This window comes from Ruegeria sp. B11, from assembly GCF_056539785.1.
In genome coordinates this window covers 160,043-182,490 of record NZ_JBQFVO010000005.1, presented here as the reverse complement: position 1 = coordinate 182,490, position 22,448 = coordinate 160,043, and the positions used below count along the sequence as shown (strand labels likewise).

The 22,448-nt window shown below is 59.1% G+C and carries 29 protein-coding genes; 21 read left to right on the top strand and 8 right to left on the bottom strand.

Annotated features, from left to right (window positions below; all coding sequences use genetic code 11):
- Nucleotides 1-7: 7 nt before the first annotated feature.
- Nucleotides 8-748, top strand: coding sequence for an aspartate/glutamate racemase family protein (locus ACR0I1_RS16885; RefSeq protein WP_480616295.1), 741 nt, complete (start codon nt 8-10; stop codon nt 746-748).
- Here ACR0I1_RS16885 and ACR0I1_RS16880 read toward each other — a convergent pair whose 3' ends face one another.
- A complete protein-coding gene (locus ACR0I1_RS16880; protein WP_480707377.1) occupies nt 749-1,279 on the bottom strand; it encodes a prolyl-tRNA synthetase associated domain-containing protein in 531 nt (176 codons plus the stop codon). It lies immediately after the preceding gene.
- Nucleotides 1,280-1,368: 89 nt separating this feature from the next.
- Between ACR0I1_RS16880 and ACR0I1_RS16875 the strand changes: the two genes are divergently transcribed.
- The 12 genes from ACR0I1_RS16875 to trmD all read left to right on the top strand — a co-directional run bounded on the left by ACR0I1_RS16875 (nt 1,369) and on the right by trmD (nt 8,827).
- Complete coding sequence (locus ACR0I1_RS16875) at nt 1,369-1,887, top strand: hypothetical protein (RefSeq protein ID WP_170802233.1); 519 nt, start codon at nt 1,369-1,371, stop codon at nt 1,885-1,887.
- A gap of 160 nt (nt 1,888-2,047) precedes the next feature.
- Complete coding sequence (gene ffh / locus ACR0I1_RS16870) at nt 2,048-3,556, top strand: signal recognition particle protein (RefSeq protein WP_480707376.1); 1,509 nt, start codon at nt 2,048-2,050, stop codon at nt 3,554-3,556.
- Between the two features lie 41 nt (nt 3,557-3,597).
- A complete protein-coding gene (locus ACR0I1_RS16865; protein WP_480707375.1) occupies nt 3,598-4,110 on the top strand; it encodes a GNAT family N-acetyltransferase in 513 nt (170 codons plus the stop codon).
- Nucleotides 4,107-4,658, top strand: coding sequence for a GNAT family N-acetyltransferase (locus ACR0I1_RS16860; protein ID WP_480707374.1), 552 nt, complete (start codon nt 4,107-4,109; stop codon nt 4,656-4,658). The genes ACR0I1_RS16865 and ACR0I1_RS16860 overlap by 4 nt, the downstream gene beginning before the upstream one ends.
- Entirely contained in the window at nt 4,655-5,194 is a 540-nt protein-coding gene (locus tag ACR0I1_RS16855) for a GNAT family N-acetyltransferase (protein ID WP_170513361.1), read from the top strand. The genes ACR0I1_RS16860 and ACR0I1_RS16855 overlap by 4 nt, the downstream gene beginning before the upstream one ends.
- The gene (locus ACR0I1_RS16850) at nt 5,191-5,487 is read left to right on the top strand and encodes a chorismate mutase (protein WP_170392662.1); all 297 of its coding nucleotides are present in this window, start codon (nt 5,191-5,193) and stop codon (nt 5,485-5,487) included. Before ACR0I1_RS16855 ends, ACR0I1_RS16850 begins: the two co-directional genes overlap by 4 nt.
- A gap of 42 nt (nt 5,488-5,529) precedes the next feature.
- Nucleotides 5,530-5,919, top strand: a complete 390-nt coding sequence (gene rpsP / locus ACR0I1_RS16845; protein ID WP_010437590.1) for a 30S ribosomal protein S16 — start codon at nt 5,530-5,532, stop codon at nt 5,917-5,919.
- Between the two features lie 12 nt (nt 5,920-5,931).
- Nucleotides 5,932-6,567: a 5,6-dimethylbenzimidazole synthase gene (gene bluB / locus ACR0I1_RS16840; RefSeq protein WP_480707373.1), complete on the top strand. Its 636-nt coding sequence runs from the start codon at nt 5,932-5,934 to the stop codon at nt 6,565-6,567.
- A gap of 2 nt (nt 6,568-6,569) precedes the next feature.
- Complete coding sequence (locus ACR0I1_RS16835; protein WP_170392664.1) at nt 6,570-6,716, top strand: hypothetical protein; 147 nt, start codon at nt 6,570-6,572, stop codon at nt 6,714-6,716.
- Nucleotides 6,709-7,212, top strand: a complete 504-nt coding sequence (rimM, locus tag ACR0I1_RS16830; protein ID WP_480707372.1) for a ribosome maturation factor RimM — start codon at nt 6,709-6,711, stop codon at nt 7,210-7,212. Before ACR0I1_RS16835 ends, rimM begins: the two co-directional genes overlap by 8 nt.
- Complete coding sequence (locus tag ACR0I1_RS16825) at nt 7,212-8,027, top strand: hypothetical protein (protein WP_480707371.1); 816 nt, start codon at nt 7,212-7,214, stop codon at nt 8,025-8,027. The genes rimM and ACR0I1_RS16825 overlap by 1 nt, the downstream gene beginning before the upstream one ends.
- A complete protein-coding gene (gene trmD / locus ACR0I1_RS16820; protein ID WP_170392667.1) occupies nt 8,024-8,827 on the top strand; it encodes a tRNA (guanosine(37)-N1)-methyltransferase TrmD in 804 nt (267 codons plus the stop codon). Before ACR0I1_RS16825 ends, trmD begins: the two co-directional genes overlap by 4 nt.
- Nucleotides 8,828-8,829: 2 nt before the next feature.
- Here the strand turns inward: trmD and ACR0I1_RS16815 are convergent, their stop codons facing one another.
- Complete coding sequence (locus tag ACR0I1_RS16815; protein WP_170402409.1) at nt 8,830-9,630, bottom strand: glycoside hydrolase family 25 protein; 801 nt, start codon at nt 9,628-9,630, stop codon at nt 8,830-8,832.
- Between the two features lie 370 nt (nt 9,631-10,000).
- On the opposite strand from ACR0I1_RS16815, the gene rplS reads away from it, so the two are divergent.
- On the top strand, nt 10,001-10,384 hold the full coding sequence (gene rplS, locus ACR0I1_RS16810) for a 50S ribosomal protein L19 (RefSeq protein WP_170328369.1): 384 nt from the start codon (nt 10,001-10,003) through the stop codon (nt 10,382-10,384).
- An 11-nt stretch (nt 10,385-10,395) separates the two neighbouring features.
- On the top strand, nt 10,396-10,617 hold the full coding sequence (gene rpmE / locus ACR0I1_RS16805; RefSeq protein ID WP_170392669.1) for a 50S ribosomal protein L31: 222 nt from the start codon (nt 10,396-10,398) through the stop codon (nt 10,615-10,617).
- A gap of 85 nt (nt 10,618-10,702) precedes the next feature.
- On the opposite strand, the gene ACR0I1_RS16800 is transcribed toward rpmE, so the two are convergent.
- The 3 genes from ACR0I1_RS16800 to ACR0I1_RS16790 all read right to left on the bottom strand — a co-directional run bounded on the left by ACR0I1_RS16800 (nt 10,703) and on the right by ACR0I1_RS16790 (nt 14,027).
- Complete coding sequence (locus ACR0I1_RS16800) at nt 10,703-11,380, bottom strand: SOS response-associated peptidase (RefSeq protein ID WP_170513355.1); 678 nt, start codon at nt 11,378-11,380, stop codon at nt 10,703-10,705.
- A gap of 51 nt (nt 11,381-11,431) precedes the next feature.
- Complete coding sequence (locus ACR0I1_RS16795; protein WP_170392671.1) at nt 11,432-13,021, bottom strand: MFS transporter; 1,590 nt, start codon at nt 13,019-13,021, stop codon at nt 11,432-11,434.
- A gap of 118 nt (nt 13,022-13,139) precedes the next feature.
- Nucleotides 13,140-14,027: an AEC family transporter gene (locus ACR0I1_RS16790; RefSeq protein WP_170425102.1), complete on the bottom strand. Its 888-nt coding sequence runs from the start codon at nt 14,025-14,027 to the stop codon at nt 13,140-13,142.
- Nucleotides 14,028-14,245: 218 nt separating this feature from the next.
- On the opposite strand from ACR0I1_RS16790, the gene ACR0I1_RS16785 reads away from it, so the two are divergent.
- Nucleotides 14,246-15,055 carry a division plane positioning ATPase MipZ gene (locus ACR0I1_RS16785; protein ID WP_170402416.1) on the top strand — a complete coding sequence of 270 codons (810 nt, stop codon included), beginning with the start codon at nt 14,246-14,248 and terminating at the stop codon, nt 15,053-15,055.
- Between the two features lie 132 nt (nt 15,056-15,187).
- Here the strand turns inward: ACR0I1_RS16785 and ACR0I1_RS16780 are convergent, their stop codons facing one another.
- Nucleotides 15,188-16,423 (bottom strand): adenylate/guanylate cyclase domain-containing protein, encoded by a 1,236-nt coding sequence (locus tag ACR0I1_RS16780; RefSeq protein ID WP_170648533.1) that lies wholly within the window; start codon nt 16,421-16,423, stop codon nt 15,188-15,190.
- Between the two features lie 62 nt (nt 16,424-16,485).
- Nucleotides 16,486-16,938 carry a MarR family winged helix-turn-helix transcriptional regulator gene (locus ACR0I1_RS16775; RefSeq protein ID WP_170392676.1) on the bottom strand — a complete coding sequence of 151 codons (453 nt, stop codon included), beginning with the start codon at nt 16,936-16,938 and terminating at the stop codon, nt 16,486-16,488.
- Between the two features lie 65 nt (nt 16,939-17,003).
- Here ACR0I1_RS16775 and ACR0I1_RS16770 point away from each other — a divergent pair, with 65 nt between their 5' ends.
- Complete coding sequence (locus ACR0I1_RS16770; RefSeq protein ID WP_480707370.1) at nt 17,004-17,627, top strand: LysE family translocator; 624 nt, start codon at nt 17,004-17,006, stop codon at nt 17,625-17,627.
- A gap of 22 nt (nt 17,628-17,649) precedes the next feature.
- Complete coding sequence (gene fahA / locus ACR0I1_RS16765; RefSeq protein ID WP_480707369.1) at nt 17,650-18,909, top strand: fumarylacetoacetase; 1,260 nt, start codon at nt 17,650-17,652, stop codon at nt 18,907-18,909.
- A 20-nt stretch (nt 18,910-18,929) separates the two neighbouring features.
- Here fahA and ACR0I1_RS16760 read toward each other — a convergent pair whose 3' ends face one another.
- Complete coding sequence (locus ACR0I1_RS16760; protein ID WP_480567474.1) at nt 18,930-19,493, bottom strand: DUF2585 domain-containing protein; 564 nt, start codon at nt 19,491-19,493, stop codon at nt 18,930-18,932.
- A gap of 52 nt (nt 19,494-19,545) precedes the next feature.
- Between ACR0I1_RS16760 and ACR0I1_RS16755 the strand changes: the two genes are divergently transcribed.
- From ACR0I1_RS16755 to ACR0I1_RS16745, 3 genes are all read left to right on the top strand, one after another.
- Entirely contained in the window at nt 19,546-20,496 is a 951-nt protein-coding gene (locus tag ACR0I1_RS16755) for an MBL fold metallo-hydrolase (protein WP_480707368.1), read from the top strand.
- Nucleotides 20,497-20,630: 134 nt separating this feature from the next.
- On the top strand, nt 20,631-22,241 hold the full coding sequence (locus ACR0I1_RS16750) for an FAD-dependent oxidoreductase (RefSeq protein WP_170392681.1): 1,611 nt from the start codon (nt 20,631-20,633) through the stop codon (nt 22,239-22,241).
- A gap of 5 nt (nt 22,242-22,246) precedes the next feature.
- On the top strand, nt 22,247-22,444 hold the full coding sequence (locus ACR0I1_RS16745; protein ID WP_170392682.1) for a DUF2783 domain-containing protein: 198 nt from the start codon (nt 22,247-22,249) through the stop codon (nt 22,442-22,444).
- Nucleotides 22,445-22,448: the final 4 nt, after the last annotated feature.

Genomic DNA, 22,448 nt, shown 5'->3' with positions numbered 1-22,448 from the left:
ATTTCACATGAAAAAGATTGGAATATTGGGCGGTGTTGGCTGGGCCTCAACTGTCGACTACTACCGGGCGATCGCTGAAGGCGCGGGTCGGTATTTTGCTGAACGCGGCCACGGATCGCCGCTGCCCATCCCACCCATGACCATCGAATCCGTCACCCAAGCCAAAACCCGCGCCTTGCGCGGCGTGGCCGGTGACGAAGACAGCTGGGCCGCTTTCGACGCGGTGTTCCGCGAAGCACTGCTGACTTTGGAACACGCAGGCTGCGATTTCGGCATCATCGCCTCCAATACGCCACACGCGCGGCTTCACGCGATCCGCGAAGGCGTCTCCATGCCTATTCTCAGCATTTTTGACGCAACCGCCGACGCGACCGCCTCGACCGGCGCCACCAATGCTTTGGTCCTTGGAACCGCAGTCACCATGCAGGCCACAAACTATGCCGACCGGCTGGCCGCCGAGGGTATCACGGCAAACACACGCCTGCCCGAGCCTGAGATCGCCGAGATGCAGGCGATGATCGACAGTGATTTCTACGGCGGCGCATCCGACACCGCACATGCGCGCCTGCTGGCCTTCTGCAACAAACACGCCACACCCGGAACCGCGATCTTGCTGGCCTGTACCGAGTTGCCTCTGGCTTTCCCCGATCATCTGGACGATCCGGTGTTCGAGGCGGACGGTCACCTGTTCGTCAACCCCTCCGCCGCCCATGTCGCTGCCGCTTTGAACGAAGCGCTTGAAGGGTGATCACGGCAGCCAGTTTATCTCGCACCCGATCTTATCAAAGAACACCATCAGTTCTTCGCGCGACAAAACGACGGTTCGGTCGTTGACCAAAGGGTGCATGTTGATGACATCGGCCTGTTGCGCGGCGGCGTCCATGAAGAACTTAACGTTGTTCTCAACGCCGTTGATCATCGCCAGCGGACTGACCGCGCCAGGGCGGATGCCGAGGTTCTGGAACAGCCGATCCGCCGAGCCGAAGGACAGGTTGCCAACCCCCAACTCCGCGCCCAGCGCCTTGAGGTCGATCTCGCGGCTCTGTTCCAGCGTCACCAGATAGTTCCGCTTTTTCTTGTCGCGCAGATACAGGTTCTTAAGCCGCAATGTGTTTTCACCCGGCACCATGAACTGGCCCTCGACCCCCATGGCATCCTCAACGGTGCGCAGCGGGATATGAGTATGCAACCGATAGGGCAGCCCCCATTCATCCAACTGCGCCAAAAGCGCATCCGAGCTGATCGGCAACGTATCCTGAAAGGCAGATGATGCGTCCATGGGAACCTCCTCGTATGGCGCGCTCATCGCCCAACCGACAGGTAAATTCAAGCCACGACAGGCGCGGCATTCGGTGCTAGCGTGCCGCCATGAAAGTCACGCGTAACACTCCGAGCCAACTGATCCTGTCCAATACGCCATGGTTCATCGGCATCACGCTGGTTTTCTTCATTCTGGCATTTGTAGGCGCGGGCGTCTTCTTGGCCAGTGAAGGTGGCGAGGGTATCTTGTTCGGCATTTTCTTCGCACTATTCGGCGGAGGCATGGGTTTTGGTGCATTTTGCGCCTTTGTCCGCCGCGTGCAGGTCATACTGGATCGCAATAAAAACAGCATCCTGATCCGCAGACAGTCAGTCTTTGGATATGATGCGGTGGAACATGAGCTCTCGCACCTCTCGCACGCGGAAACCGAAAGCACGACCTCGCGTAGCGACAATGGCACATCGACCCTCTATCGCCCTGTCCTAATACTGGATGAAGGCATGAGCGCCGGGCGGCATCCCATTGTCGAGGCTTATTCCAGCGGGCGCGGCGCGCATCGGCTGGTTGATGCGATCAATGACTGGCTTCCGGCGCGCAAGGTTGACTCTGCCAGCCAATCGGCCTAAATCGCCGCCAACATCCGGAAGCGTTTGATCTTCCGGTCCCTTGAGTCGTTCAGGGATCGCCCCCCACCAGCGAGTTTCGCCCGTGGGGGCGTTTGTGCATTTAACCGACGCGTCCTATCTAGGGCACGCCACCAGATAACCGGCTAAGGAGGCCGAAGGCATGTTTGAAAATCTATCCGAACGCCTTTCCGGCGTCTTTGACCGGCTGACCAAACAGGGTGCCCTGTCTGAAGAAGACGTGAAAACCGCCCTGCGCGAAGTCCGCGTTGCCCTGCTTGAGGCCGACGTCTCGCTGCCGGTGGCGCGCGAGTTCGTCAAGAAAGTACAGGAACAGGCGACCGGTCAAGCTGTCACCAAATCGATCACGCCCGGCCAGCAGGTCGTAAAGATCGTGCACGACGCGTTGGTTGATACACTGCGTGGCGAAGAAGACCCCGGCGCGCTGAAGATCGACAACCCGCCTGCCCCGATCCTGATGGTCGGCCTGCAGGGTTCCGGTAAGACAACCACCACCGGTAAGCTGGCGAAACGCCTGAAAGAGAAAGAGGGCAAGAAGGTCCTGATGGCCTCGCTGGACGTCTATCGCCCGGCGGCGATGGATCAGCTTGCGGTCCTGGGCACGCAGGTTGGTGTAGATACGCTGCCGATCGTTCCCGGCCAGACGCCGGTTGATATCGCCAAGCGCGCCAAGCAACAGGCAACGCTGGGCGGCTATGACGTCTACATGCTCGACACCGCGGGCCGTCTGCATATCGACGAAGTCCTGATGGACGAGGTCGAGCAGGTTCGTAACGTGGTCGACCCGCGTGAGACGCTGCTGGTGGTCGACGGCCTGACCGGTCAGGTCGCTGTTGAAGTGGCCGAAGAGTTTGATGCCAAGGTCGGCATCTCGGGCGTGGTCCTGACCCGTATGGACGGTGACGGGCGCGGCGGTGCGGCGCTGTCGATGCGCGCGGTCACCGGCAAGCCGATCCGCTTTGTTGGTCTGGGCGAGAAGATGGACGCGCTCGAAACCTTCGAGCCGGACCGGATCGCGGGGCGTATTCTAGGCATGGGCGACATCGTTGCTCTGGTCGAAAAAGCCCAGGAAACGATGGAGATGGAACAGACCGAGCGCATGATGAAGCGCATGGTCAAAGGTCAGTTCAATATGAACGACCTGAAAATGCAGCTGGAGCAGATGATCCAGATGGGCGGCATGCAGGGCATGATGGGCATGATGCCGGGCATGAACAAGATGGCCAAGCAGATGGATCAGGCCGGTCTGGACGATAAAATCCTGCGCCAGCAAATCGCGCTGATCCAGTCGATGACCAAACGCGAACGCGCCAACCCGCAACTGCTGCAAGCCAGCCGCAAGAAACGCATCGCCGCCGGTTCGGGTATGGAGGTCAGCGATCTCAACAAGCTGCTCAAGATGCACCGGCAGATGTCCGACATGATGAAAAAGATGGGCAAGATGGGCAAAGGCAAGATGCTGAAACAGGCCATGAAAGGCATGTTCGGCAAAGGTGGCCCCAGCCCCGAGGAAATGGCTGCAGGCATGGACCCCAAGGCGCTGGAACAAGCCGCCAAAGCGATGGGCGGCAAGATGCCCGGCGGTCTGCCCGGAATGGGTGGCGGCATTGGCCTGCCCCCGGGGTTGAGCGGTTTTGGAAAGAAAAAGTGACGTCAGCACGCTGCACCCAGCCCCCGTCCGGAAAGGCGGCGATGGCAGCAGCGCAGTATCGCGCGGCCCTGCCGGTTATTCAGACCCGGCGGCTGGTTCTGCGTGCGCCCACTCTGGACGACCTGCCGGTTTGGACCTCGATCTGCAAGGACAGCTTTGGCGATACCGAGCAGGACGCCTGGACTGAGTTTTCCTACTACACATCAGGCTGGCTTTTGCATGGTCACGGCTTGTTCACCGTCACGTTTAACGACGATGATCAGGTCATTGGCTTCGTCATTCTGGGCCTAGAATGGGACGATCACGAGCCCGAGCTTGGCTATATGTTCGATCGCAAGTTCCGCATGCAAGGTTACGCGACCGAAGCGTGCAGCGCTGTTCGCGATTTTGGCTTCGATCTGCTCGGGTCCGGTCAGTTCGTAAGTTACGTTTCGCAATCTAACACGCGTTCGAACGCATTGGCACAGCGTCTGGGTGCAACGCGCGACGCCGTTGCCGAAAGCGCCTTTGGCCCAACCCAGCATGTCTGGCGATACGGCGAGGTGCAGGCATGACACTTGCCATGGCCATACCAACGCTGGAAACCGAACGCCTGATCTTGCGGGCCCCTTGCGAGGCCGATTTTGAGGCTGAGGCAGAGTTTTTTGCCAGCGACGCCTCGAAATTCGTCGGCGGCCCGAAACGCCCGGATGAGACATGGCGCGCTGTTGCGATGCTGTTAGGCCACTGGGCGATGCGTGGTTATGGCTTCTGGGGTGTCGAGGAAAAAGACACCGGCACCTATGTAGGCCATGTTGGCTTGTGGAACCCTCACGGCTGGCCCGAGCCCGAAATTGGCTGGACCCTGATGAACCACGCCACCGGCAAGGGTTATGCGACCGAAGCGGCACTGGCTGCACGTGCACATGCCTATGACGTGCTGGGCTGGGAAACCGCAATCTCGCTGATCGATCCGGACAATCTGGGAAGCAAGGCTGTCGCGGAACGGCTGGGCGCGCAGTTTGAATATATGTTCGAACACCCGGCTTTCGGGGCGATGCAGGTCTGGCGTCATTCTGCGCCTGCCGATCTGGTAAATGGTGGCGTGGAGGCATACGCATGACCTCGTTCACTATACCCACCGTCGAAACCGATCGCCTGATCCTGCGCGCGCCGCATCTGGACGATCTGCCTGCGATGACCGCGTTCTACGCGACCGAGCGCAGCCATATGGTTGGTGGTCCCAAGGACGCGCTTGGAAGCTGGAGCTCTCTTTCGAACAGATTGGGTCATTGGGCGCTGCGCGGTTATGGTCTGTGGCATCTGACTGAAAAGGCCAGCGGCGCATTCGTGGGATGGGCAGGCATGATTTACGTCCCCGGCTGGGCCGAGCCCGAGCTGGGCTGGACCCTGATGGCAGAGGCCGAAGGCAAAGGTCTGGGCTTTGAGGCCGCCGCGGCTGCACGCGACTATGCAGCTCGGCATCAGGGCCTGAACGGTGTGATTTCCTACATCGCCCATGCCAATGACCGCTCGCGCGCTTTGGCCGAACGCCTCGGCGCAACGCTGGAGATTGAGAGAGCCGAGCTTTTGGGCAAGCACGCTCAGATCTGGCGTCATCCGCAGATTGATTTGACCACCGAAAGGACCGGCCAATGAACAACCCCGTGACACAGGCTGCTGCGCTGTTGAAAGACCATCGAGAAAGCATCGACCGGCTGGATGCGATCCTGGTCTATACGCTGGGCGAGCGGTTCAAGCACACGCAGGCTGTGGGCAAACTCAAGGCCGCACACGACCTTCCCCCGTCCGATCCCTCGCGCGAGGCCGCGCAGATCGCACGGTTAGAAGACCTGGCGAAAGAGGCCGATCTGGACCCCGATTTCGCCAAGGCTTTCCTGAACTTCATCATTCAGGAAGTCATCCGACACCACAAGAAACACCAGAACTAAACCGGCACCACGCTGGATACGCCATTCAAAGGAGATACCACCATGGCAATGAAAATTCGTCTCGCCCGCGGCGGCTCGAAAAAACGTCCCTTCTATCGCATTGTTGCGGCTGACAGCCGTATGCCCCGCGATGGCCGTTTCATCGAGAAACTGGGCACCTACAACCCGCTGCTGCCGAAAGACAGCGAAGAGCGCGTGAAAATGAACATGGAGCGCATCCAGTACTGGCTGGATCAGGGCGCACAGCCCACCGACCGGATCGCACGTATGCTGGAAGCTGCTGGCGCACGCGACAAGGCCGAGCGCAACAACCCCAACAAGGGTACTCCGGGCAAGAAAGCTCAGGAACGCGCGGAAGAGAAAGCTGCCAAGGCTGCTGAAGCTGCCGAAGCGGCTGCTGCACCGGCTGAAGAAGCTGCTGCAGAAGAATAAGCAGTCGGGCGCGTGCAGGATCAGGCCTTTTCCGACGATTTTCGCACGCAGTTCGATCTGTTGATGCGGCTCCGGCGTGATGTGCGCCGGTTTCGCACCGATGCAATTGACGAGGCAGTGCTTACGCGCTGCCTCGACGCGTTTCGACTGGCCCCTTCTGTTGGGCTCAGCGAACCCTGGCGCGTGATCCGCATCGAAAGTCAGGCCGCGCGCGACGCGGCGCTGAAGAATTTCCAAGCGGCCAACGAGCGGGCGCTGAGCGGGTATTCCGGCGAAAAGGCGCAGCTGTACAGCCAGTTGAAACTGTCCGGGATGAAAGAAGCTCCGGTGCAGCTGGCCGTGTTTTGCGACGATGCCACCGACAAAGGTCAAGGTCTCGGCGCAGGCACTATGCCCGAAATGCGGCGTTATTCCGTCGTCTCAGCCATCACGCTCTTCTGGCTTGCCTTGCGGGCAGAAGGCTTGGGCCTGGGCTGGGTCTCGATCCTCGACCCGGACCAGATGGTGCGCGATCTGGATGTCCCCGAGGACTGGCGGTTGATCGGATATTTCTGCTTGGGCTGGCCCGAGGCCCAATCCGATACGCCGGAACTGGAGCAGGTCGGCTGGGAATGCAGAGACACCTCTCTGCCCATCGGGGTGCGCTAGACATGTTCGGATTGTTACGTCTTCCCATCCTGCTGGCGATCGCATTTATTGTGGGCGTATTCTTCGAACGCTCGAACCAGCGCGAGGCGTGCGAGGTGATCGGACAATGGCGGGACGGGCTATGTGTGACGGATGGTCGAAATGAGTGATCTGATCTGTGTAGGCAGCATCGCGGGCTCGTATGGGGTGCGCGGCGAGGTGCGGCTGAAAAGCTTTTGCGCCATCCCCGAGGATATCGAAGGCTATTCGCCCTTGACCGACGAAGCCGGAAAGGAGCGCTATCCGGTGGTGCTGACCCGCGCGATCAAGAACGGCTTTGCCGCCCGGCTGGGTGGCATTGAGACGAAGGAAGCGGCGGATGCGCTGAATGGCCTGCGCCTTTACGCGCGGCGCGATCAATTGCCGTCGCTGCCGGATGATGAGTTTTACCACACCGACCTTATCGGGCTTGAGGTTTATGACACCGGCGGCACCCTGCTGGGTCGGGTGAAATCGGTTCAAAATCACGGCGCGGCGGATCTGTTGGAACTGCACGGTCCGGGCTTAAAGGCCACCGTGCTGCTGCCGTTTACACTCGAATCCGTTCCGACCGTTGATCTGGACAAGGGCCGCATCATCGCTGATCCGCCCGAGGGCCTGCTGTAATGCGCCGCGTGTTGCTGCATCTGGGTCTGCACAAGACCGGGACGACGGCGGCACAGTCCTTTCTGTTCGAAAACCGCTCACTGATCTGGCCGCACCATGCGTTGGTCCTGCCCTATCGGACCCGCAAAACCGGCTTGTCCGAAGCAGCCACACGCTATTCCGTCTACGGCACCCCCGGCGCGATGAGCGATTTCAAGGATCAGATGCGGCACTTTCTGAATTCGCTGGAATTCGGCCAGAAACGCGGGCTGGTTCTGAGTGAAGAAAACTTCTCGGGCCTGCGCCCCAGCCGCAATGTCGCGGTGGGCTATGAGGCCGCGCCCGAGCTTGCCTCGTGCCTTGTCGGCCTGATCCGCGACCGGTTTGCCGGGGAAGAGGTGCATATCACGATCTACTACTCCTTGCGCCAACGCGGAAGCTGGCTGCGCAGCCTGTGGGCACATGATCTTCAACGCTCGCGCCTAATTCAGGATTTTGAGGCTTTCCGCGCAAGACTTGAACCGGTGCCGTCGCCTCAGGTTGCTGCGGCGGCTGTGCGCGACCGTTTGCCCTCGGTCTCGGTCCGCACCGAATGGCTGGAAGACCTGCAGGGCCAGCGACATGGGCTTGGAAGCACTTTTGCTGAATTCCTTGACCTGCCTGCGGACAAAGCCGCCGAATTGGTAGGCCCGACCCGATCAAACCCACGCCTGCCCGAGGATGTCTTGCAGCAGATGCTGGAAATGAACCGATCCGATCTGGACGATGCTGCGCTGATCGATCAAAAGACGGCTTTGGTTCAAAGCACCCAAAATGATCTGATCGGCTCGAGATGACAGATAAACCCGGAAAGTCCCATGGCCGCAAAGCCATCCGTCCAACGTTGAAGCCGCGCGAGTTGATGACGCCGACGCCCGATCTGCACGGGGTGTGGAAGGCCAAGATTATCACGTTGTTCCCATCTGCCTTCCCCGGTGTTCTAGGCGAAAGCCTGACCGGCAAGGCCCTGCAAGAAGGGCTATGGCAGTTGGAAACTGTGGATTTGCGCCAATTCGGGATCGGCAAGCACCGCAATGTGGATGACACCCCGGCGGGCGGCGGTGCGGGCATGGTGCTGCGTGCCGATGTGCTGGGTGAGGCCATTGAGCATACGATGGCGGGCATCCGGGGCAACTGGCCGTTGATCTACCTCAGCCCGCGTGGGCGTCGGATGGATCAGAAAATGATGCAAAACCTGGCTCGCTGCGATGGCATGACCCTGTTATGTGGTCGTTTCGAAGGCGTCGATGAGCGCGTGCTGGAGCACTACGGCGTGCAAGAGATCAGCTTGGGTGATTTTGTCATGACCGGGGGTGAAATCGCCGCACAGGCCCTGATCGACGCCACCGTGCGGCTGATCCCGGGCGTTCTGGGCAACCAGGCCTCAGCCGAGGAGGAGAGCTTTTCCTCTGGCTTATTGGAGCATCCGCAATACACCCGCCCCGCCGACTGGAAAGGCCGCCCGATCCCCGAGATCCTGATGTCAGGCCACCATGGACGCATTGCGGATTGGCGTCATGAAATGTCGGAACAGATCACCCGCGAACGGCGGCCCGATCTGTGGGACGCCTATCGAAAATCAGAAGATAAGGGCTAAGACTAACGGGTTGCCTTCCACAACGCCCAGGTTTCCGGCGTGCCGTTGAAGGTGTTGATGTCCACCTTACCCTGAACCCCCGGCACCAGCCCGGTGCCGGTGTATTGCCAGAACCGCCAGACCGAGCCTGGATAAACGTTGCGCGGGTGGCCCGCGACCGAGCGCAGCCAGAACTCGGTTTTGGGAAGTCGTCCGATATCGGTGTCGCCGTAGAAATCTACCGTCGTGTAGACAATCGGGCGTCGGCCATAGTGGCGCTCGAGAATATCAAGGAACCGCTGCGCCTCGGCCCGAACGGTTCGGCCATCAGGGCGCAGGGTGCAGGTTTTGGAATGGGGCGTCCATTCCATATCCAGCACATGCGGCAGGTCGGCCCCTTTGGGCACGTTCTGGATGAACCAACGCGCCTGTTCTTGGGCCGGTCGGCAGAAATAGTAATAGTGATAGGCCCCCCACGGCACTCCGGCAGCTTGTGCGCCGCGTCGGTGCTCGTCGAACATCGGGTCGGTAAAATCTCCGCCCTCGGTGGCTTTGATGAAGGCAAAACTGACACCGTTCTTCTGCGCGGTGCGCCAATCAATCGGCCCCTGCCAACGCGAGACATCCAGCCCGTGCACGGGGTACTGGCCGGGGTGGCGACCTTCCCAAGGGTGCGGGTCAGCGTCACCAAAGGCGGGGTAGATGATCGAAGGCGGGGTCGTGTCCGCGAAGGCCTGCGGCTCAACCGCCTGAGGTTGCGGGCCGCGGCGACCACATGAGACAAGTGCAAGCGCCATAACGGCCAGCAGAAGTGCTTTGCGCATCTTATGATCCTGTATCAAATATCTGCTCTTATAATTAACCCCAGAATGCCTGATCTGGTGAACAAGGCAACGGTGGATTTGACGGGTGGCAAAAACTCACCTGTTTCACCAAGAATAAGGCTTGATCCCCGCCCACAAAGCCCGTAAAGCAGCCCAATCCGGTGTGGCGTTACGCGACTCCGGCTTTTTGGTTTGCATCCTGACGTGACGCCCGGCTTTCTTCGGCCACGGCGCGACAGGGCGGACCGGACCAAAAGGAACATTCGATCTGACCTCTGGCGGGCTGTACGCAGGACCCGGTGAAGACCAAGAGCTCTCAGGCCGTGCCCAAACTTCGTGGACCAACCGCGAGCATATAGGAGTAACTGCGATGGACCTAATCGCACAGCTTGAGGCGGAACAGATTGCCGCCCTGGGGAAAGACATCCCCGATTTCAAAGCCGGTGACACCATCCGTGTCGGCTTTAAAGTGACCGAAGGGTCGCGTACCCGTGTGCAGAACTATGAAGGCGTCTGCATCGCGCGCAAAGGTGGCAGCGGCATCGCCGGTTCGTTCACCGTTCGCAAGATTTCGTTTGGCGAAGGCGTGGAGCGTGTGTTCCCGCTGCATTCGACCAATATCGACAGCATCACCGTTGTCCGCCGTGGCCGCGTTCGTCGCGCCAAACTTTACTACCTGCGCTCGCGCCGTGGTAAATCCGCGCGTATCGCAGAAGTCACCAACTACAAGCCCAAGGCTGGCGCCGAGGCGTAAGGAGCGGAAAGATGAAAAAAGACATCCATCCCGATTATCACGTCATCAACGTCAAAATGACCGATGGCTCTGTGGTTCAGATGAAATCCACCTGGGGCAGCGAAGGCGACCAGTTGGCTCTGGAAATCGACCCTTCCGTGCACCCCGCATGGACCGGTGGTTCGTCGCGCCTGATGGACGCAGGCGGCCGCGTGTCGAAGTTCAAGAAGAAATACGAAGGTCTGGGCTTCTAATCCCGACCTGGTTGAAATGCGAAAGGCCGTCCATTTGGGCGGCCTTTTTTGTTTTGGAATTGCGCCACTGCACTTTGCGGCTGTTTCAGAAATCAAACCCGGTCTGGACCGGGGGCGTGTAAGGCTCAATCATATCTTCGCCCTCAGCTCCGCGTTTGATGGGTTTGACGGTGTGATATTCAAACCGGCCTTCGTACTGCGTGCCCAACGACTGCTGCGCCTCTTGCGCGGTCGTGACGCCTGATAGCCAGTTTTCGATCTCATCCGGGGTCAGGATCACTGGCATGCGGTTGTGAATATGCGCGATCTGCGGGCTGGGTGTCCGGGTCAGGATAGTGCAGCTATGGCTGCTGTCATCAGTCCTGTAAAACCCCGCAAAAAACATCACCGGGGCATTGCGCTGAACCGTGATGTAGACCGGGCAATCATGGCCCTGGTCCTTGGGCCACTCGTAATATCCCAGCGCCGGAATAAGACAGCGCCCCTTGTTCCAGTATTGCTGCCAGAAGCTGACATTTTCGATCTTCGAATTGATCATCGGCTTCTTGCTGCGCGGGTCCTTGATCTGCCAGCGCGCCGTCGCCAGCTCGGCCCGGTCGCCGTCCCAACGGACCATGCCAACCCGATTGGTCGGAGACACATTGTACCCACCCGAAGGCAGCTGTTCGGGCAGATCAGGCGAGACCTTGCCGTAGAGAAAATACTCGGTAATTGCCAGCATTTCCCGCTGTGTCAGGTGACCGGCTGCAAATTTTCCACACATGGCAAAAGCCTAGGCCGATTGGGTGCCGGTCACAAGTGGCCCCACCGACGATCAGTCCCTTGTCAGATCAACCGCGCTGTGCGGTGGAGGCACGGGGCCTCGCAGCATTACGGCAGCCAGGATCATCCCCAAAAGCGCAGCGATAGCGGCGACAAGCATGGCACTGTTAAATGCATCATCCTGCAGATCTCGTAAGGCGCGCGCCAACGCTTCGCCCGTGGTCGGATCAAGCGCCGCTATAAGCTGCTGCACCTGACTGGCGGTGCCATGTGTCAGTGCATGGGCCAGGTCGGCCCGTTGCTCGGACCCGGTGGGCAAGGCGTTGATCACTTCGGTCAGGCCGCGCCGGGTGGTGATCGCTTCAGCCAACCCGCCGACAACCGCACCAAGCGTGGCCCCAAAATAAAGGAACGCATTCACTACGCCCGAGCCCTGCCCCATATGTTCTTCCGGCAACAAGCGCAGCCCGAGACGCGGCAATAACGAAAAACCGATGCCAAGCCCGATCCCGATAATCACCAGCTTCCACCAAATCGCACCCATGCCTGTTGTGTTCGTCGTTGTCGTCAACAGCATGAACCCACAGGTCATGAACCCCATGCCCAGGATCACCGGCCATCGAAAACTGTAAGGTGCAAGAAAACGCGGAGCCACCACAGACACGACGAACATACTGAGGCTCAACGGCAGGATCGCCACCCCCGCCCCAACAGCGGACAGGCCAAACGCATCTGGCGATTGCACGAAGACGTTGAAATAGACGAAAAAGCTGAACAGCGCGAAGCCGGTAATGAACATCCCTGCCGCCGCCATGAAATAACGGGGGTGGCGGAAGTAGCGCAGCTCGATCAGAGGGTCCGCGCTGCGGCGCGAGGTGATGATCAGTGCAATCACCGCTACAGCCGACACGGCAAGCGGGATCAGGGTCGATCTTGTGGCCCATCCGTGGCTTTCCCCGTTGCTGAGCGCGAAGGATAGCGGGCCAAGCAGCAGGACCAATGCGACTGCACCCGCAAGATCGAACTTTGCGCCTGCAAGACGGGTGTCGGGGACGTAATGCTCTTTGCTGACCCGCAACCCGACCGCAAACGCCACGATCAGCAGCGCAAGATCGGTGGCAAATACGCCGCGCCAGCTGAGGTAATGTGCAAACGCGCCGCCAACAATCGGACCAACGCCGATTGCCAGCCCGACGATTGCGCCCCAGGCACCGGTGACGCTGGCCCGTTGTTCCTCAGGCGTGGCGGCAGTTAGCAGCGAAAGCGAGGTGCCAAACAGCGCTGCCGCCCCGGCACCTTGGGCCCCGCGGCCTGCCAGCAACATGGCTGCATCCTGCGAAAACAATACAAGGGCCGAGCCAAGACCGAACACGATCATTCCGGCAAAGAAGACGCCCATCTTGCCGGTGATATCGCCAAGTCGGCTGACGATGGTGACGAGGGTCGCGCTAACCACTGTATAGATCGCCATCACCCATTGCAGGCTGGAAGGCGACAGATCGAACTCGGCCTTCAGATTTGGCAGGATCGTCGCAACGGCGGTTGTGTTGAAGCCAACAACCATCATGCACAGCGCGGTCATCACCAGAACCAGACGTGCCCCTCCCGCGCCGGATATGTCCTCAGTGACGTCTTTTGGCATCTGCCTGTCCCCCGTTCAGGAATAGCGCGCTGGCCCTTCGGGCACCGTGTTGTGCCTATTATTAAACGGTTTTTTGCTGATAGATACTGTTTTTAGCGCGCTGCGCGCCCAGCGCCTATTAGATCCAGTAGGACAGCGCCACTGGCAGCACCAGGATCGTGGACAGAGTCGAAACCAGAATGAACCCGGCCACATCGGGTCCGTATTCCGGCACATGCTGATCGATAAACAAATAGGTCGCGACAGAGGATGGCATCAAACAGCACAGGATCACCGCGCCCCGCTCAGCCCCGGTGAAGCCGAAGCTCCAGACCAACGCGCTGGCAATCACCGCAGCCATCAGCAGGTGCAGCGCTGTCAGCAAAACGGCTCGGCCAAGGCTTTTGATCCGCAGGGTCGCCAGCGTGTGGCCCAGCGTCAGCAACATCAGCGGGATTGAAAGACCTCCCAGAATATCAAAGGATTTGGCCACCGGTTGCGGCAGGCTGGTGCCCGTCGCCATCAACACCAGCGACAGTGCGACCGCGTAAATAATCGGCGAAGTCGCCAGTTTCTTGGGCGAGAACTCTCCGGCCGGAATCCACATGCCGATCGTGAAGATACTGATCAGCACAACCACCACAAATGCCATCGTATAGGCCATTCCCGCATCGCCCAGCGCCAAAAGGGTAATGGGCAGGCCGATATTGCCGACATTGCCATGCATCAGTGGCGTCAGAAATGCCCGCACCGGCAGCCGCATCAGTTTGAGCGCGACAAGCCCCAACAGCCCAAAACCTGCAATCGCCAAAGCGGCGGCCATCATGACATCAAGAAAGGTGCCGACCGCAATCTGGGTGGTTGAAAGGTGCGAGATAATCAGCGTCGGATACCCGACCCGCGAGACGATCCCGCCAATGACCTTGTTGTCATAGGGGGCCTTGATCAAAGCCAGAGCGTAACCGATTCCAGCGCAAATCAGGACAGGCAGAACCACGTTCAAAACGTTCAGAAACAGATGATCCAATGGCTGCCCTCGATCACAAATCCATAGGATGGACAGTGAAACAGGGGTGTGTGTTTGGCAAGGATTTACCCTAACCCCCAAGTACCAAGCACTTTTCCAATTTGAGGCCTGATAATAGCGCCCAAGACGGCCCGAGGTTCTTCCCTTCTTAGCTCACACAACATATAGTGGCTGCCAACAACGTGTAGGCAAACACGGCGGGACTTGGGAATACAGGCATGGCACATATCATTGTGGTCGGGAACGAAAAGGGCGGCGCAGGCAAATCAACCGTGTCGATGCATGTGGCCACCGCATTGGCACGGCTGGGGCACAAGGTCAGCACACTCGATCTTGACCTGCGGCAGCGCAGTCTGGGCCGGTATTTCGAGAACCGCTTGAACTTCCTGAACGGCTCGGACCTGTCTCTGCCCAGCCCACGCCACCACGACCTGCCCGAGATTGACGCCAGCGCTCTGCAACCCGGTGAAAACATTTATGACCACCGCCTTTCAGCCGCCGTGGCCGAACTGGAAAGCGATAGCGATTTCATCCTGATCGACTGCCCCGGTTCGCACACTCGACTCAGCCAGGTTGCACATTCGCTGGCCGATACGCTGATTACACCGCTGAACGACAGTTTCATCGATTTTGACCTGCTGGCGCGGATCGATTCCAAAGGTGAGAGAATCCTTGGCCCCTCGGTCTATTCCGAGATGGTCTGGAACGCGCGCCAATTGCGTGCACAGGCCGGGCTGAAACCCATCGATTGGGTAGTGGTGCGCAACCGGGTCGGGACCCAGCGCATGGTCAACAAGGAAAAGATGCAACGCGCGATCGAAATGCTGTCACAGCGCATCGGCTTCCGCGTCGCCTCGGGCTTTTCCGAGCGAGTGATTTTCCGCGAGTTGTTCCCGCGCGGACTGACTTTGCTGGACCTCAAGGATATCGGGGTCAAGCAGCTCAATATCTCCAACATCGCCGCACGCCAGGAACTGCGCGACATGATGAAGGAACTGAGCTTGCCGGGTGTTGAGATCGATTTCTGAGCGACCACAGCTCGAATTACCCAACATATCCGCCCAAGACCCCGGAAAATTTAAAAGTTTCCGGATCGATTTCATTCTATGAAATCGTGCGCAGCAGCAGTCGCACGCGTTGGCACAGGTGTCGGTGATCGGTTAGCCCGCCGTTCTGTAAATCGTAAACAGCTCTTTCGGCTCTGCCACGCCCCGCAACATATAGCGACCGACCGAGATCAGATCCTGATCGCAGGGATGGGCCGCGCGGGCTACATCGTCGGAAATCAGGATGCGCTGCCCCAGTGACCGATGCATCCCCGCAATTCTGGACGTCTGGTTGACCGCCGGACCAATTACCGTGAAATCCAGCCGACTTTCGGAGCCGATGTTTCCATAGAGGATCTCACCAGAGTGCAATGCCAGCGTATAGTTCGAAACCGGTTGTCCCCGTGAACTCCGCTGAGTGTTCAATTCGGCCATACGCTCTTGCAGCATGGTCGCCGCAGCCAGCGCAGCGCGGGCATCGGCATCGATCTCGCCGACATCAAACATCGCCATGACACCGTCGCCCATGAACTTCAGGATGTTGCCTTCGCATTGATGAACAACATCGACCACCACACCCAGGTAGTCATTCAGCATATCTATGACTTCGATCCCTGGCATCTCTTCTGACAGGCTGGTGAACCCTTCCAGATCGAAGTTCCAGATCACCGCATCAATCTGCTGCAGTGACCCGCGACGGATTTCACCGGACAAGACCCGACGACCGGCATCGCGCCCCAGATAAACCCGCATCAAATCTTTCGACACCCGCGCGTTCGAGGCTGACTTCAGAGCCAGCCCCAGATGCGGTAACGCCGTATTGATTACGTCCAGATCATCGTCGCAGAATCCTTCCGGCGCATTGCTGGACCAGGACATCAAGACGCCGTCGATTGCCTCTTTCGCATCATAGGGGTTGCGTTGAGCCGGCACATCAAAGCTGATGCCAGTCGCGTAATAGTCCGTGGCTCCGTTTTCCCGCAACTCGTTTAGCAGAGGAAAGCGGCTGGGTTCGTTCTGGTCGACCAGCCGTTCACGGATAGCATCGATATCTTCGTGCAATACGGCATACAGCGGACTTTGTGTCCAAACTTCACTGGGCTCTTCGGAATACTCGAAGGTTTCCAGATTACTTCCTTTGCTGCGGTACCAGCTATAGCCCGTTCCGCCATAGACGGGATGCAAGGCCGGTTGCGCCGCATGAAAGCGCATCAAGGGCACACCAAGATCAACTAAACGGGTGCAATACCCGTCCAGAAGTTCTTGTTTGTCGGCCCCTTCCAGGCCTCGGGTCACCAACCAATCTATCAGATCATGGGATTTTGCCGTTGGGGAAACCGGCGCTGTCATGTGTCGTTCCTGTGTCCGTTATGACGTTGATCTGGGGGCAGCTGTACCGGATTACCAGTACCCTAATCCATTCCGGCCAGACGTCGCAGCATCATGCGCAGCAAAGCGGCCTCACCCGTGGTGAAACGCGATGCCAGTTTCTGATCATAATCCTGCGCGATACCGCTTAACTCGCGATAAACCTTCTGGCCAGCCGAGGTCAGCGATAGCCGCTCAACCCGCCGGTCATTTTCATCCCGCAACCTTTGCAGATATCGGCGCTGTTGCAATCGGCTGACCGCACGGCTGACCTTGGTTTTGTGGATTTTGGCACGCTCAACAATGTCGCGTGCGGTCATCTCACCATGATTGCCCAGATGAAACAGCACCCTCCATTCGGTGCGCAGCATTCCGTAGCGATCCTTGTAAACGCGCTGAAACTCAAGCGAACTTTCCTCGGCCGCCTGATTCAACAGGAACGGCAGGAAATTTCGCAAATCAAACTCATCTTTTTGGTCATTTTTAGGCTGGGTCATCCTTGTTAGTTACAAAATCAACTATTATTCGACAAGTGACAAGTTGAAGGATCACCGGAGACGAGATGAGTTTTGATATCTGGATCACCTATGTGGCGACGGTGTTGCTGCTGATGAGCACACCGGGGCCAAGCCAGTTGCTGATGCTGTCGAACTCGGCAACCAATGGGCTGCGGCGAGGTTTTTTTACCGCTGCGGGTGATTTGACGGCCAATTTCTTTCAAATGTTGGCCGCCGGTCTGGGTCTGGCTGCCCTGATCGCCACGTCCGGGACCGCCTTTACCGTGATCAAGTGGTTGGGCGTGGCCTATCTGGTCTATCTCGGCGTCAAGCAAATCGTGAAGGCACGTGTTGCCGAAACCAACGATGCGCCACGTGCCAGCCGCAAGGCGCTCTGGATGCAGGGCTTCATCACCTCTGCCGCGAATCCCAAGGCAGTGGTGTTCTTCGCCGCTCTGTTTCCGCTGTTCATCGATGGCGCGTTGCCATTCTGGCCGCAATTCGCCCTCCTCTCGGCCACATATCTGATCATAGACGGGTTGTTTCTGATGGCCTATGGCTCCACTGCCAGTTGGCTGGCCCGGCGCCTGCAGGGGCCCGCAAGGCTTTGGCTCGACCGGATCGGTGGCAGCTTCATGATATTGGCGGCAGTCCTGCTGGGCTTCAAATCCCTGCGCGCCGCCTCGTAACCGAAAGACATAAGGACGCAATATGCCTTTGAAGAAATCCTGGGTCGCATCGGCCAATTCCGCCGACCACCCCTTCCCGCTGAACAACCTGCCTTATGGCGTGTTCTCGACCGAAACCACCGAGCCCCGCTGCGGCGTTGCCATCGGCGACATGATCTTCGACGTGACTGCTGCCGAAGCTGATGGATTAATCGCGCTGTCGGATGAGCCGCTGTTCGATCTGCCCTTCTGGAATCCGCTGATGGAAGAAGGCCCTGCCGTATGGGCTGCATTGCGCGACCGCCTAACTACGCTATTGGCTGAAGATTCGGACGAACAGCACAAGATCGAAGGTCTGTTGATCCCGCAGGACGAGGCCGAGATGCACATGCCCTTTGCCGTCAGCGAGTACACCGATTTCTACGCGGGCCGCCACCATGCCCAGAACGTGGGCACCATGTTCCGCGGTCCGGAAAACGCGTTGCCGCCGAACTGGCTGCACATCCCCATCGGCTATAACGGCCGCGCGTCGTCTGTTGTCGTTTCAGGCACGGATATCCGTCGCCCCTGGGGTCAGTTGAAATCGCCCGATCAGGAGCTGCCTGCTTTCCTGCCCAGCCGCCGCTTTGACATCGAGCTTGAGATGGGCGCTATCGTCGGCACACCCTCGGATGGGCCGATCACGGTGCAGGAAGCCGATGACAACATCTTTGGCTATGTCCTGCTAAACGACTGGTCCGCGCGTGATATTCAGGCCTGGGAATACCAGCCGCTGGGGCCATTTCAGGCCAAGGCGACCGCGACCTCGATCAGCTCGTGGATCGTGACCAAAGCGGCGCTGGAACCGTTCCGCTGCGATACGCCCGATCGTGAGTTTGCCCTGCTGGACCACCTGAAGGATTGCGGCCCGATGCTCTATGACATCGATTTGGCCGTGACGATGGCGCCCGAGAATAAAGACGCCACGACCATCGCACGAACCAATTATCGCGAGATGTACTACTCGGCGGCGCAGCAGTTAGCGCATCACTCGACGTCTGGGTGTCCGATGAACACGGGCGACCTGTTGGGGTCCGGCACCATTTCGGGGCCGAACAAGCCAGAGCGCGGATCACTTCTGGAACTCAGCTGGGGCGGGAAAGAGCCACTGACGCTGGACACAGGCGAGACCCGCACCTTCATCGAGAACGGCGACACGCTGACCCTGACCGGCGCAGCCAAGGGCGACGGCTATACCATCGGGTTCGGCGATTGCACCGGCACCGTGCTGCCCGCACTCGAAAATCCATTCGCCAGAGATTGATGCAGGTCCAGTCCGCATATTCAGAGCGCGCTCTGCCAGTCCTTAACGGCCTCGATGGGATAAAGCAGCATCAGCACGTTCAGCGTCAGACCATCGCGGATCAGCGTGGTGGTCAGGATCTCGAATCCCAGCGCAATGGTGACCGTCATCCAGATCGGCAGGCGACGCGCCAACCAGAACCCCAGCATCATAGCGCCAATATCGGCGATCGAGTTGACGACACTGTCGCCGTAGTAATCCAGCGAGATCGTGACCGCGCGGTAATGTTCGATCACGGCATTGGTGTTCTCGGAAATCTCCCACGCGACTTCTATCAAGGTGGCGATGAACAACCGCCAGCCAACGGCAAGGCGGCGCGCCACCAGCCACAGAAGACCGTAAAACAGAAAGCCATGAATGATGTGGCTGGGCGTGTACCAATCGGTCAGATGCTGCGAGCTTTCGGAACTGAAGGTTTCACCATGCCACAGCTTGACAAACCCGCATTTGCAAATCGGTTCGCGGCCCATCCACAGCAGGATGATGGCGCAGGCAATGACAACACAAGCGGTTGCCCAATAAGGCAAAAATCGACGTTCAAACATATGGCGACAACATCATCAAAGCCAGTCGCTGTCCAGAAGGGAAATCACTGATATGGCCAAGGTATTTGCGTCCCAGGGGGACATGTCGGAAAAGAAAATCAGCTTCACCGAGGTGGGCGAAGGGCTGTATGCCTTCACCGCCGAAGGCGATCCGAATTCGGGCGTGATCATCGGCGATGACAGCGTGATGATTGTCGAGGCACAGGCGACCCCGCGTCTGGCCAACAAGGTGATCGAATGCGTGCGGTCGGTGACTGACAAGCCGATCACCCATGTGGCGCTGACCCATTACCACGCAGTACGCGTGCTGGGCGCGAGCGCCTTTGGTGCGCAACAGATCCTGATGTCGGATATGGCGCGCGCCATGGTGGTTGAACGCGGTCAGGAAGACTGGGACAGCGAATTCCAACGCTTCCCCCGCCTGTTCGAAGGGCATGAGAGCATTCCCGGCCTCACATGGCCCACCACCACCTTCAGCGACACTATGACGGTTTATCTGGGCAACCGCCGGATCGACCTGATGCATCTGGGCCGCGCCCATACCGCTGGCGATATCGTCATCCACGTGCCCGATCAGAACGTCATGTTCACCGGTGATATCGTCGAATACCACTCGGCCTGCTATTGCGGCGACGGGCATTTCGGCGATTGGGGCGATACGCTGGATGAGATCAAGTGGTTTGACGTGGACGCCATCGCGCCAGGGCGCGGCGACGCTCTGGTTGGTAAGGACATGGTCAATGCGGCCATCGAGAACACTCGCGATTTCGTCGAAAGCACCTATCGCCCGGCGGCCAAGGTTGCGGCGCGCGGTGGCAGCCTGAAAGAAGCCTGGGACGCCGTGCGCGCAGAATGCGACCCAAAATTCGCTGACTATGCGATCTACGAACACTGCCTGCCCTTCAATGTTGCCCGCGCCTATGACGAGGCCCGCGGCATCGACACGCCCCGTATCTGGACCGCCCAGCGCGATCTGGAGATGTGGGAGGCCCTGCAGGGCTAAGAATTCCGGGCCGGATTTGATCCAGATCGTGGCGGCCCGGATTTGATGGTGAAACTCTAACGCAAGACCTCCGGCGCAACTGTGCCGGGGAACAGATGAGGTGCGCCCGATGCGCCAGAAATGGGAGAGAGAGAGTGAACAAGATTTTTGAAGTTCCACTTTATGCCTACGAGGCCAGCCCGGATCAATCCGCGCCAGCGCCCGTGCGCCACAAGGTCATCGTTGTCGGGGCCGGTCCGGTGGGTCTGGCCGCCGCCATCGATCTGGCCCAGCAAGGGGTCGAGGTGCTGGTGCTGGACGACAACGACAAGGTCAGCTTCGGCAGCCGCGCCATTTGTTTTGCCAAGCGCCCGCTGGAAATCCTCGACCGTCTGGGCTGCGGGCAGCCGATGGTGGATAAGGGCGTTCTTTGGAACAAGGGCAAGGTGTTCTTCGACGAACGTCAGGTCTACGAGTTCGACCTGCAGCCCGACAGCGGCGATCAGCGCCCGGCCTTCATCAACCTGCAGCAATACTATTTCGAGCAGTTTCTGGTCGACCGCGTCCGCGAATTGCAAGCGCAGGGTGCACCGATCGAAATCCGCGGCCGCAACAAGGTCGAAGCCGTTGGAACCCACCCCGATCACGTCAAGCTTGAGGTCGAAACGCCTGAGGGTTCATACACCATCGAGGCGGATTGGGTCATCGCCTGCGACGGCGCGGGCTCACCCATGCGCGCAATGATGGGTAAGGATTTTGTCGGCCGCGTGTTCGAAGACAACTTCCTGATCGCTGATGTGATTATGGAGGCCGATTTCCCCTCGGAACGCTGGTTCTGGTTCGATCCGCCGTTCAACAAAGGCCAATCTGCGTTGCTGCATAAACAACCCGATGGCGTCTGGCGCATCGATCTGCAACTGGGATGGGATATCGACAAGGAACGCGAAAAGCGCCCGGAAAACGTGATCCCGCGCCTCAAGGCCATGCTGGGCGAGGAGGTAAATTTCGAGCTGGAATGGGTCAGCATCTACACCTTCCAGTGCCGCCGGATGGAGCAATTCCGCCATGGCCGCGTGATCTTTGCCGGTGACAGTGCCCATCAGGTCAGCCCGTTTGGCGCACGGGGCGCAAACTCGGGCGTGCAGGATACCGACAACCTGTGCTGGAAACTGAAACTGGTGATTGAGGGCAACGCCCCTGAATCTTTGCTGGACAGTTACGATCAGGAACGCATTCACGGCGCGGACGAGAATATCCTGAACTCAACCCGCTCGACCGATTTCATCACCCCGAAATCGCAGATGTCACGCATCCTGCGCGACGCGGTGCTGGACTTGAGCGAGCACTATGACTTCGCCCGCCCGATGGTGAATTCTGGCCGCCTGAGCGTACCTTGCGTCTATGACGGCTCGTCGTTGAATTCGGCGGATGCGTTGAACGGGCCGACGCAGACGCGTCCCGGAGCGTCCTGCCCCGATGCGCCTTTGGGTGACGGCTTTCTACTGCCTAAACTGGCTGGACAGTTCACGCTGCTGACCATCGACGCCGATGCACCAGATGAGATCGAGGTCGATGGCATCATCGTCAAACGCCTGGCACTCTCGGTCAAAGACGACCCGACCCTAACGCTGAAGCGCCGCTATTTAGGCGATGCCAGCGGAGCGGTTTATCTGATCCGTCCCGATCAGCACGTGGCCGCCCGCCGCGACACCTACGAAGAAAATGCATTCCGGCACGCGGTGCGCCGCGCCACAGGCAAGGAGTAAGCGACATGGCTGATCTGATCCTCTCATCCAATCTGACCCAGGCAGACGATTTCTATGCCGATCTGGTGGCCGCCCATGAAGGGCTTGAGAAAGCCGAAAGCGATGCGTTCAACGCGCGCCTTGTGCTGGTTCTGGCAAACCACATCGGCGACAACGCGGTGCTGAAGCAGGCGTTGGACGCCGCAGCCCTGAAACAGGAGTAAGCCC